Origin of the sequence: Enterococcus sp. DIV2419 (assembly GCF_051711865.1) — a bacterium.
Taxonomy (GTDB): Bacteria; Bacillota; Bacilli; order Lactobacillales; family Enterococcaceae; genus Enterococcus; species Enterococcus faecalis.
Window position 1 is genome coordinate 1,549,299 of record NZ_JBIONS010000001.1, and the last position, 11,630, is coordinate 1,560,928.

The 11,630-nt window shown below is 37.5% G+C and carries 10 protein-coding genes; 7 read left to right on the forward strand and 3 right to left on the reverse strand.

Annotation, left to right across the window (positions count from 1 at the left end):
• Positions 1-55: 55 nt before the first annotated feature.
• The 3 genes from pflA (at position 56) to IGI97_RS07270 (ending at position 2,798) form a co-directional block, all read left to right on the forward strand.
• Entirely contained in the window at positions 56-820 is a 765-nt protein-coding gene (gene pflA, locus IGI97_RS07260) for a pyruvate formate-lyase-activating protein (RefSeq protein ID WP_002357530.1), read from the forward strand.
• A gap of 95 nt (positions 821-915) precedes the next feature.
• Positions 916-1,842 carry a manganese-dependent inorganic pyrophosphatase gene (locus IGI97_RS07265; protein WP_002360265.1) on the forward strand — a complete coding sequence of 309 codons (927 nt, stop codon included), beginning with the start codon at positions 916-918 and terminating at the stop codon, positions 1,840-1,842.
• Between the two features lie 71 nt (positions 1,843-1,913).
• On the forward strand, positions 1,914-2,798 hold the full coding sequence (locus tag IGI97_RS07270; protein WP_438738297.1) for a DUF1803 domain-containing protein: 885 nt from the start codon (positions 1,914-1,916) through the stop codon (positions 2,796-2,798).
• Between the two features lie 58 nt (positions 2,799-2,856).
• Here the strand turns inward: IGI97_RS07270 and IGI97_RS07275 are convergent, their stop codons facing one another.
• On the reverse strand, positions 2,857-3,408 hold the full coding sequence (locus IGI97_RS07275; RefSeq protein WP_438738299.1) for a DUF2179 domain-containing protein: 552 nt from the start codon (positions 3,406-3,408) through the stop codon (positions 2,857-2,859).
• Between the two features lie 180 nt (positions 3,409-3,588).
• Between IGI97_RS07275 and cls the strand changes: the two genes are divergently transcribed.
• From cls to IGI97_RS07295, 4 genes are all read left to right on the forward strand, one after another.
• Positions 3,589-5,049 (forward strand): cardiolipin synthase, encoded by a 1,461-nt coding sequence (cls, locus tag IGI97_RS07280; RefSeq protein WP_002371124.1) that lies wholly within the window; start codon positions 3,589-3,591, stop codon positions 5,047-5,049.
• A gap of 282 nt (positions 5,050-5,331) precedes the next feature.
• Positions 5,332-7,212 carry a beta-glucoside-specific PTS transporter subunit IIABC gene (locus IGI97_RS07285; RefSeq protein WP_438738302.1) on the forward strand — a complete coding sequence of 627 codons (1,881 nt, stop codon included), beginning with the start codon at positions 5,332-5,334 and terminating at the stop codon, positions 7,210-7,212.
• Positions 7,212-8,621, forward strand: coding sequence for a glycoside hydrolase family 1 protein (locus IGI97_RS07290; RefSeq protein WP_104855729.1), 1,410 nt, complete (start codon positions 7,212-7,214; stop codon positions 8,619-8,621). Before IGI97_RS07285 ends, IGI97_RS07290 begins: the two co-directional genes overlap by 1 nt.
• A 108-nt stretch (positions 8,622-8,729) precedes the next feature.
• On the forward strand, positions 8,730-8,891 hold the full coding sequence (locus IGI97_RS07295; RefSeq protein WP_002361843.1) for a hypothetical protein: 162 nt from the start codon (positions 8,730-8,732) through the stop codon (positions 8,889-8,891).
• A gap of 59 nt (positions 8,892-8,950) precedes the next feature.
• Here the strand turns inward: IGI97_RS07295 and IGI97_RS07300 are convergent, their stop codons facing one another.
• Together IGI97_RS07300 and IGI97_RS07305 are read right to left on the reverse strand one after the other, a co-directional pair.
• On the reverse strand, positions 8,951-9,931 hold the full coding sequence (locus IGI97_RS07300) for a LacI family DNA-binding transcriptional regulator (RefSeq protein WP_002363973.1): 981 nt from the start codon (positions 9,929-9,931) through the stop codon (positions 8,951-8,953).
• A gap of 18 nt (positions 9,932-9,949) precedes the next feature.
• Positions 9,950-11,410: a sucrose-6-phosphate hydrolase gene (locus IGI97_RS07305; protein WP_438738791.1), complete on the reverse strand. Its 1,461-nt coding sequence runs from the start codon at positions 11,408-11,410 to the stop codon at positions 9,950-9,952.
• Between the last annotated feature and the right edge of the window lie 220 nt (positions 11,411-11,630).

Sequence of the window (11,630 nt, forward strand, 5' to 3'; positions counted from 1 at the left end):
TGAAAGGGTGACATTCAACGTGTCATCCTTTTCGTTTGAAAGAAGAGGGATCATTATGACAACACCAGTTACAGGTAGAATTCATTCAACAGAAAATTTTGGTACCGTTGATGGCCCAGGTGTCCGTTTTATCGTATTTACACAAGGGTGTCGCATGAGATGTCAATTCTGTCATAATCCAGATACTTGGAAAATTGGTTCCGGTGGTCGTGTGGTGACGACTGACGAAGTATTAGAGGAAGCATTACGTTTTCGCTCTTATTGGGGCGAAAAGGGTGGTATCACTGTCAGTGGTGGTGAGCCGCTATTGCAAATGGACTTTTTGATCGATTTATTTAAAAAAGCCAAAGCACAAGGCATTCATACAACCTTAGATACGTGTGGCAAACCTTTTACTCGGGAAGAACCCTTCATTAGTCAATTTGATGAATTGATGAAGTATACAGATTTACTCTTATTTGACATCAAACATATTGATAACGAGCAACATAAACTGTTAACAACGCAATCAAATGATAATATTTTAGAGATGGCTACCTATTTATCTGAAATTGACAAACCTGTTTGGATTCGCCACGTATTGGTGCCTCAACGTAGTGATTACGACGAATATTTAATCCGTCTGGATGCCTTCATAAAAACATTAAACAATGTAGATAAAGTTGAAGTGCTTCCTTACCATACGATGGGCAAGTACAAATGGGAAGAACTAGGTATTCCTTATCCATTAGAAGGAATTGAGCCTCCTAAAAATGATCGTGTTGAAAATGCGAAAAAACTACTACATGTCGAGGACTATCAAGGTTATCTAGCACGTTAACAAACGAAAAAATAGAAAAGAAGACAATTTTTTTGTTGTTTCTTTTCTATTTTTTGTTATCATTAAGAGTGAATCAAAACCAAGGAGTGTGTATTATGTCAAAAATTTTAGTTTTTGGACACCAAAATCCTGATACAGATGCTATCGGAGCAGCAATTAGTTTTGCTTACTTACAAAAAGAATTAGGAAAAGAGACAGAAGCTGTCGCTTTAGGAACACCAAGTGAAGAAACTCAATATGCCTTAGATTATTTTAATATTGAAGCACCACGTGTTGTCACTGAAGCAGCTAGCGAAACAAACCAAGTCATGTTAGTGGATCATAACGAATTCCAACAAAGCATTTCAGATATCGCTGAAGTAAACATTTTAGCAGTAGTGGATCATCACCGGATTGCCAACTTCGAAACAGCAGATCCATTGTATTATCGTGCAGAACCAGTAGGGTGTACCAGTACAATCATCTATAAAATGTTTAAAGAAAATAACGTGACAATTCCAGCTCAAATTGCTGGTATGATGGTCTCAGCGATTATTTCTGATACATTATTATTTAAATCACCAACTTGCACACAAGAAGACATCGATGCAGCGCACGCCCTAGCTGATATTGCTGAAATTAATTTAGAAGGCTATGGTCTTGACTTATTAAAAGCAGGAACAAATTTAAGCGATAAATCAGCTGAAGTCCTTTTAGATTTAGATGCTAAGAGCTTCCCAATGAATGGCAAAACAGTTCGCGTTGCTCAAGTAAATACCGTCGATTTAGCAGAAGTTTTAGATCGTCAAGCTGAATTAGAAGCAGCTATGGCCGCAGAAAATGCAGCCAATAATTATGACTTGTTTGTCTTAATTATTACGAATATCCTAGACAGTGATTCTGAATTATTAGCGATTGGTGCGGAACAAGCCAAAATTGAAGCAGCGTTCAATGTAACATTAGTTAACAATCGTGCGTTCTTACCAGGCGTTGTTTCTCGTAAAAAACAAGTAGTACCACAATTAACAGAAGTCTTTAACTAAAACCGTAAGCGCCTAAGCAACGCGATAAATTCCTTGTTGCTTAGGCGCTTCAATAGTAAAGGGGCGTTAACATGAATGATTTAGCAATTTACTATCATTCTCCGCAACAAACGAAACAATGCAATCATTTGCTCAACCAATCACTTTTTTTCCCTCTTGTTACTTTTATGTATGAACATCGGGAAGAAAGAATCATTTTAAGACAATTAAAAGCGGCCTTTGCAACAGAAGCCAAGTTAGAACAATTTTTATCAGAAATGATTGATTGTCAGTTAATCATTCGGGAAAATCGTCAATATCGTTTGAATTTTCCTATTTATACGGCAGCTGAAGTTGCGAGTTTGACCTTGGCTGAAGACGAACTTCCTAAGTTTAAAGGAACTGTAACAGAGCAATTATTTTGGCTAGCTGAATCTTTTTGGCCACAAGTGTTTCCAGAAGAGGAAGACTATTTTTTTGGCGTGAGCGGTGGCCCCTCATTTTATCAAAAACAAAGATTGGCCTCGGCACAACTATCTATAATTACGCTTGAAAAAGAAAAGACAGAGGGTCCAACAATGCCTCGTTATTTTGATTACTTGGGCAAAGAGCAATCCTTGCCAGAAGCCTTCAGCGCTTTATATGACTTGCTAGGGGACGTAAATCCTGAATACTATCTTTCGCAAGCGAGAAGAGTTATTAAACAAGCTCTGCGAGGCCGCAAAGTCAGTACTGTGCCTAATATTTTTCAAGAAAGTTTGCACTTGACCCAAGTGATTACGATTGACCAGGACCACTTAAAACTCCTTTTACCAGTAGCAACGGAACAAGCCGAGCCTTTAGAAGCACAGTCGGATATTCTAGCATTTTATTATGAAAAAATTGCTAACCGATCGGCCATCGAACGCTTAGTTTTTATGCAACAATTGATTGAGCAACTAGGTACGAACTCTCTAAGTTATCTTAGAATAAATTAAAGTTACGATAATTTTATTATGTAAACTAAAAATCAATAACAAGAAATGACGCCGCTTCTTAGTGAGAAATGGCGTCATTTCTTTTGCGAACTTTTTTCGTCCAAAAACCACCGGAAATGAACTTAGGCTCATAGGAAATGATAAATGCTCTCGGCTCTAATTGATTGATTAATTTGTACAATGTACGTTCGTTTTTTCTTGGGGAAAGAATTTCTAAAACCATTCGTTTTCCTTCGCGTCCGTAGGCAACACTTTGCGTAACACCATAGCCGTGTTCACGAAGTGTTTCTGGTAAATGAAATTGTTCAGTAGTAGAAGGGAGGATAACCGATACCATAATATACCCCAAGGCCAAATAGTCTTCGATTTTAATTCCTACACTAATGCCAACAGCGTAACCAAGCGCATAAACAAGTAAATTTAAAGGATTGTCTAACCGATTCAGAACCATACTCAGCCCTAAGACATAAATTGTTATTTCAGCCATACTAACCAGCGGTGCAATAACCCGATAACCTTTCATCGTTAACATAAAACGAATAGTATTTAAGGTAATATACGCAAAATTAATGATAAAAATCATAGCTAACATTTTCAAATCAACGACCATAAAATAAGTACCTCTTTTCAAAATCTTTACATCCAGCCCTCATTATAGTACAGAAAAACTGAGAATCAAAGGCGAAACACTTATAGAAATGAATTCTTTTTTGAATACTCGCTCATATTATTCGCCTAATTTAAGTGTTATTTGATATAATCTTAGTATGAAGTAAGAAGGAGGTAAGCGATGAAAATTTTTGTTTGGATTTTGTTATTTTTATTAGTAATTAACGTTATTGCTGCCTTAATTACTGTTTTTAGAAAACCTCGTAGTATTTCCAGCGTTTTAGCATGGATGATGACGTTGATTTTCTTGCCTGGTATCGGCTTTATTATTTACTTATTCTGTGGGCGAGGTATCGATGGACAAGAAGTTTTTAAATTGTCTGATGATGAAAAACAAATGGTTCAACGAATTAAAGAAAAAGTGGACGTTGATAACAAAAAAGCAGGGCGCGATAAACGTTATGATTTACTTTATGATGCGAAAGTTTTAAATCGTTATTTCCGGAATATGGACGCATCACCGTTGGCCAAAAGAAATAGTTTGCAATTATTCACAGATGGCCAAGAAAAATTCCAAGCATTATTTGAAGATATTCGTGCAGCGAAAGAAACCGTTCATGTGGAATATTATGCGTTTTTTAATGACACGATTGGCAATCAATTTTTAGATGTATTAATCGAAAAGTTGCATGAAGGCGTGGAAGTTTACTTAATTTACGATCCTTGGGGTTCACCCGGCGCAAATAAAAAGTTTTTTGCTCGTTACGTTGACGCTGGAGGAAAAGTAGCTCCCTTTATTACTTCTCGTGATATGATCCGTAAAACACGTCTAAATTATCACTTGCATCGAAAAATTGTTGTCATCGATGGGAAAATTGGCTGGACCGGCGGGTTCAATGTTGGGGATCAATATTTGAATGTCACCGAAAAATTTGGTTACTGGCGAGATACCCATATTCGTTTGGTCGGGACGGCCGTATTTTCATTGCAAGAGATATTTATCATGGATTGGAATGCTTCAGTCAAATATCCTGAAGAACGTATGACGTATCATGAAAAATATTTTAAATTACCAGAAGATCATGAAGTGGAGCATTTGTCCTTACAAGTTGTTTCAGATGGTCCTGATTCAGAAGAAGAAATTTTGAAAAGCGGGTTTGTTCGGATGATTTTCTCTGCAGAAAAGAGTGTCTGGATTCAAACACCGTATTTAATCCCTGATGATAGTATGATTAATGCGTTGTTAGTGGCGGTTCGTTCAGGTGTCGACGTGCGAATTATGATTCCTTGTATGCCTGACCATCCCTTTATTTACCGCGCGACACAATATTACGCAAATTACTTACACAAACGCGGCATTAAAATTTATATTTATGATAGTGGGTTTATTCATGCAAAAACAATGGTGATTGATGATGAATTAGCTATGGTTGGGACAACAAACCAAGATATTCGCAGTTATTCATTGAATTTTGAGGTAAGTACGTTTATTTACAATCCCGACATTGCGTGGATGTTAGCGCAAGTCTTTGAAGAAGATATAGAAAAAAGTGTCTTACTAACCGACGAGATAATTAAAAAACAAGGGTACTGGCTACGATTCAAGCAAAACTTTTCACGCTTGTTGTCCCCAGTCTTGTAATCAAATAAATCAGCAGTGAATGTAGTAAACTACTATTTTCACTGCTGATTTTAGTAACAAAACACTGAGTTGGTCTACCTAATTCATTGATAATCCCTCTAAATAATGGTAAATTAAAAATAAATTCAATCAGCTATTCTATCGTGAGAAACATAGTTATTACGTAGATCAGATCAAAGGGACATTCACGACGAGCAAATATTGAGTGTGTTTGCTGAAACGTGCATGTGTGATTTGGTCTTTTTTATTGAGCTGTTATTTTATAGATAAGGAGTGGTCACCATGGACTACCAAGCAATAGCAAAAGAAATTTTGAAAGACGTAGGTGGCAAAGACAATATCGTGGATGTCACACATTGTTATACACGATTGCGTTTCGTATTGAAAGATACGAAACAAGCGAACAAAGAAGCCTTACTACAAACAGAAGGTGTCATTTCTGTTGTTGAAAGCGGCGGGCAGTATCAAGTGGTTTTAGGCAATAAAGTCGCGCATGTCTATAATGCTCTAGAACCTTTGTTGGCTCAGCAACTTACGACCAAAACATCTACAAAAGAAAAAAATTCATTAGGTAATCGAATTTTAAATACTGTTGCGGCGATTTTCACACCTGTCGTACCAGCAATTGCCGCTTCAGGCATGTTAAAAGGAATTCTAGCCATCGCTGTGATGGTCGCAAACAATTTTTACCAGGTCGATTTAAAACCTTTGAATACGTATATTATTTTAAGCGCCGCTTCCGATGCACTTTTTTATTTTATGCCAGTTATTTTAGGTTATTCAGCTGCTAAGGTTTTCAAAACAAACGAATATATCGCCATGGTAATTGGTGCCACCTTATGTTATCCAACCATCGTTTCATTAATGACTGAAAAATCAGCGGTTACCTTGTTTGGATTACATGTGACCAAAGCCAATTATGTTTCCACAGTAATTCCTATTATTCTTGCAATTTTTATGTTAGCTTATGTGCAACGCTTTTTGGAAAAAGTTATTCCAGAAGTTCTAAAAATCATTATGGTTCCTACGCTATCATTACTTTTAATGATTCCAGCCACTTTATTATTATTTGGACCAATAGGGATTTATTTAGGTGACGGCGTGAATTGGTTGTATTATTATATAATGAATTTGAGTCCCATCTTGTTAGGCGGTTTTATCGGCGGAATTTGGTGTGTCTTAGTCATTTTTGGGGCTCACCGTGGGCTTGTGCCAATTGGGATTAATGATGTCGCTCGAACAGGACGGCAAAATTTGCTAGCGTTTGCTGGTGCAGCGAATTTTTCTCAAGCGGGCGCCGCATTTGGCGTGTTTGTCCGCACAAAAAATAAAGACTTGAAAGCTGTTGCTGCCTCTGCAACAGTGACTGCATTATTTGGTATCACAGAACCAGCCATTTATGGGGCAAACTTGCGGCTAAAAAAACCGATGATTTATGCGGTGGCTAGCGGAGCAGCAGGCGGGGCTTCAATGGGCTGGGGCGGGGCCTACGGGACAGCCTTCGCTAACCAAGGACTCTTGACCATCCCAGTTTACGCAGAAGCAGGAACCAAAGCCTTTATTTGTTATTTATTAGGTTGTGGCATTGCTTTTTTTGGTGCATTTCTATTAACGATTTTTCTAGGCTTTAATGATTTACCGCTTGACGAGTCACGTCAAGAACCCGGCTTAAAGACAGAGGCAGGGACAGTCAAAGAAAAGCAACGGATTCAAGCACCTGTTCAAGGACAACTCGTATCTTTAGACCAAATCAACGATGAAGTCTTTGCTTCTCAACAAATGGGAAAAACGCTAGCTATTTATCCGACAGAGGAACAAATTGTTTCACCAGGAAATGGGCAAGTGACGACTTTATATCCAACTCATCATGCAATTGGCTTAAAGTTAGACAATGGTGCTGAAATCCTCCTTCACATTGGAATCAATACAGTCGAATTAAAAGGGCGGGGATTTGAAACGTTCGTAAAAGCAGGAGAAAGAGTCAGACTAGGACAAAAACTGCTCTCTTTTGATAAACAAATCATCCAAGCTGCTGGTTATGATCCAACCGTCTTAGTCATCGTAACAAATACTGCGGAAATGGCTGTAATTGAGACAACCAAACAAACAGAGATTACACCACAAACAAATTTATTTTTCATGCAAGTAAAGGAGCAAAACTAATGGTTAAACAATTTAAGAACGATTTTTTATGGGGAGCTTCTTCCTCCGCTTTTCAAATTGAGGGCGCTTGGAACGAGGACGGCAAAGGCCTAACAGTCGCTGATTACAATTCTTTTAAAAAGTCAGCTGTTCAAGCAGATACGAAAGTCGCCAGCGATTTTTACCATCATTTCAAAGAGGACATTGCGTTAATGAAAGAATTAGGCTTAAAAACCTATCGTTTTTCTCTTTCATGGGCACGAATCATTCCAACAGGTGATGGCGAAATCAATCAAGCCGGCATCGATTTTTATAATGCTGTCATTGATACACTTTTAGAAAACGATATTTTGCCGTTTGTCACACTTTATCATTTTGATTTACCTTTTGCGTTGGTGGAAAAATACAATGGTTGGGCGGATCGTCGCTGCGTTTCCGCATTTCAACGCTATGCGCAAGTTTGTTATCAAGCGTTTGGTGATCGAGTCAAAAATTGGCAAGTTACGAACGAACAAAACTTAATGATTCGTGTCGATGAACGAATGAATATGTACGATGTTGTACCAGAAAATACTGAAAAAATTCGTGCACAAATGGATTACCATATGTTTGTTGCCCATGCGTTAGCAACGAATGATTGTCACCAATTGGTTGCTGGGGGAAAAGTCGGTCCCTCTGTTTCCTCAACGATGACTTATCCTAGTTCCAATAAGCCTGAAGATGTTTGGGCAGCTCGTATGAATGATAACTTTAAAACGAATTACGCTCTAGAAATGTATTGTTTTGGCGAATACCCTGGTTACTATCAAGAGTATTTGACCAAATGCGGCATTTATCCCGAAACACAGCCAGAAGATCAAGCAATTTTGAAAGCCGCTAAACCAGATTTTATCGCCCTTAATTATTATCGGACGTTAGTCGCTAGCTATTTACCGACAGATGAGCAACACCCATTGGGTACGAAAGAAAAGGATATTGATTTTGATCTATACGGTTATTTCAAAATCGAAAAAAATCAACATTTAAAAACCTCTAAGTATGGTGCCCAAATTGATCCAACTGGTCTACGTTTAGTTTTAAATGATTATTATCATCAATACCGTTTACCGTTAATCATTACAGAAAACGGCTTAGGCACACCAGATCGCCTAACAGAGGACGGAAAAGTTCATGATGACTATCGAATTGCGTATTTGTATGACCATATTGCTGCTTGTCATGCGGCTATTTCTGACGGTGTTGAGTTGTTTGGTTATTGCCCTTGGTCGGTCATGGATATTTTAAGTTCCCATCAAGGATTCAAAAAACGCTACGGTTTTATTTACGTTAATCGTGAAGACCATGAGTTAAAAGATTTACGACGTATTAAAAAAGATAGTTTTTATTGGTACCAATCAGTGATTAAAAATAATGGGTTACCAGAAGAATAGTGACCAAAAAGGATCATCCATTGCATAAGTGGGTGATCCTTTTGTTTTCAAGTTCTGTCATTCCGTGTTAGACTTAAGTTAACAAACCCATTAAAGGTGGTGAGAGAGATGAATAATTACGATTTATGGAAATGGGCTGCCGGGAAACGAACCGAAAAAGATAAAAATGAAACCTATAGCGCCAAAAATTGGTGGTATGTTTTACTAATGCTCGGTGTATTTGTAGGGATCATGTTGTTGTATTATTTAATCTCTGTGCTTTGGAATTAAGGGAAAATGGGCAAATGAGGAATTAAGAATAAAAAAAGACACCTTTTCAGGTGTCTTTTTTAACAGGATTCAGACAATGATAGCTGAATTGGAATAGGATAATTTTCCTCGAGTGCAACATCAGGATCCTTCATTCTACGAAGCAGTAAGTCAATCATAACGTCACACATCTCGTCGATTGGCTGCACAATGGTTGATAGTTGTGGGGCAATTCTTTTGATTAATTTTGTCCCATCATAACCAATTACTTTTAATTCTTCAGGAATGGATATCTTCAATTTTTGAGCAATATTCATAACTGTAATTGCTGTCAAATCATCGGTACAAAAGATGCCGTCCACAGTTTTATTTTGAAGCAAACGTTCGATTTCTAGATTTTTTAATGTTGTTGAGGTCCCATTATCAATTTGTAGAATCGTTTTTTCTGCGCCATATTTTTCCATCGTTTGTTTATAACCAGCCAATCGATAATCGCTAGGTGCGCCTGTGTTATTAGCACCAGTAATAATTGCAATCTTTTGTGCACCACTTGCAAATAAGGCTTCAGTGGCTTTTTGGCCACCTTGAAAGTTTTGCGAAGAGACAATTGGAATGCCAGGTGCCAAGAAACGGTCAAAGGAAACAATAGGTAGTGAAACATTTTCATATTCGTTAATAGCTAAGTTATGGCTACCAGTGATTACACCGTCCACTTTATTTGCAGCGAGCATTCGTAAATAGGCGCGCTCTTTTTCTGGATCTTTTTCACTATCACATAAAATCACTTTATATCCTTGAACAAAGAGCTTTCTTTCCAGTGTTTCAATTAATTCACCAAAAAATGGATGACTAACAGAAGGGAAGACTAAACCAATCAGCTGCGTACTTTTTCCTTGGAGGCTTCTGGCTAATCCATTAGGTTGATAATTTAATTCTTCCATCGCTTGATGAACTTTATCAATTGTTTTTTGACTAAGATAACCATAATTATTAATCACGCGGCTCACCGTTGTCGGGCTCACCCCAGCAAGCTTTGCTACATCCGTTAATTTAACCACCATCAAAATTCACCATCATTCCTAATTATTCGTATTTTCCAGCTCATAAAAACAAGCTTTTGCCGTCTTGGATAGATGAAGATACCGTTGCGCTTTATCTGGAAAGAAGCGACCAGTCATCGTTTTTTCACCTTTATTTACATAGATTTCTGCAACAGAGCAATCAACAAAAATAGTTAACTGAACTGACTTATTTTTCCTAATTTTAGTTTCACGAATTGTGCCATACTTTTCAGCAAAAGATTGGCCAGCAAATGTTCGATCAAGGGTTATTTTACCATGAATCGTATCAATTGTAATTAAAAGTCCTTTTGAACCCGTTTCGTTCGCTAAAAGCCGAATAAAAGCAATCTCATTTTTGGGAATATCCACTTCTAATTCAAAAGAAGCAGTAGATAAGAAATGGCAGCCATTTGATAAAGTAGTAGCGGATTGACGAAGCATTTCTGTTTCAGAAACTGGATATTGAAATAGTTTCCCGTTGTGAATTGTGAGTTCTTTAACCAGACTTAAGCCATTTGCCCAACCCTCCACATCACTTGGGTAAGTGATTTCTGGCAACCCAATCCAACTGACCGCAAGTGCACGACCATCTGGCGCATTAAAGGCTTGAGTGGCGTAGACATCAAATCCTTCATCTAAATTTTCAAAAGGCCCAGCCTGAACTAAAGAAAGATTCTCCAAATCAAACGTTTCGGCCAATGTGTACATATTCGGATAGATATTCTGATAACTTTTTACAGATGGAGATAGACCTTGTGGGCAAAATAATAAGACAGGCTGGCCATCAATAAATACCAAATTGGGGCATTCAACCATGTAGCCTAATTCTTGGTCGGTGAACGTCAATTCGCCAAGTTGATGAAAATTGTGTACATTTCGATCTTTAGAAAAATAGACCACAATTTTTCCTTGTCCATTTAAATCACTAGCACCAATTAATAAAACAAGTCCTTCTTGATAAGGAAATACCATCGGATCACGAAAATGGGAAGAATAATTGGGGTCAATAGGTAGTAATGGTGTTGATTCCTTTGTGATCGCACCTAAAGAATTCAGCCATGCAATATTTTGATATGCAAATCGTTGCCAAGTTTGATCACGAACATTTCCTGTATAAAATAAACATAGTTGGTTATCTATTGGTAAAGCTGAGCCTGAATAGACGCCATGAGAATCATATTCAGAGTCGGGATAAAGGGCAATTCCTTCATAATCCCAGTGAATTAAGTCGGAGGAAGTTAAGTGGGCCCAACTTTTTAGTCCGTGAACACTCCCGAAAGGAAACGCTTGATAAAATAAATGCCACTGGTTATTGAAATACGAAAAACCGTTGGGATCATTTAGTAGTCCTGTCTGTGGTTGAATATGATACTTAAAACGCCAACTAGATTGCGCGATAATAGAAGTTAGATTTTCGAGGTGAGCAGATGTCCAAGAAGAATAAGGCGCATAACGTAATTCATCAGTCCATTGGTTCATGATGCTTGACATAAGTAATGTCTCCTTTATTAGAAAATAGTAGTTAGTCTAATAGTATAAACAAATCAGAAAAAAGTCAAACGTATAACATATATAAATCTATTTAAATCAAAAGAATATTATAGTTTACATTTATTTATGATAAACGTTTGACATATTACGCAAAAACGAGTATCATACAAAATGTAAAAACGGTTACAGAAAAAAATTAACAGGACTA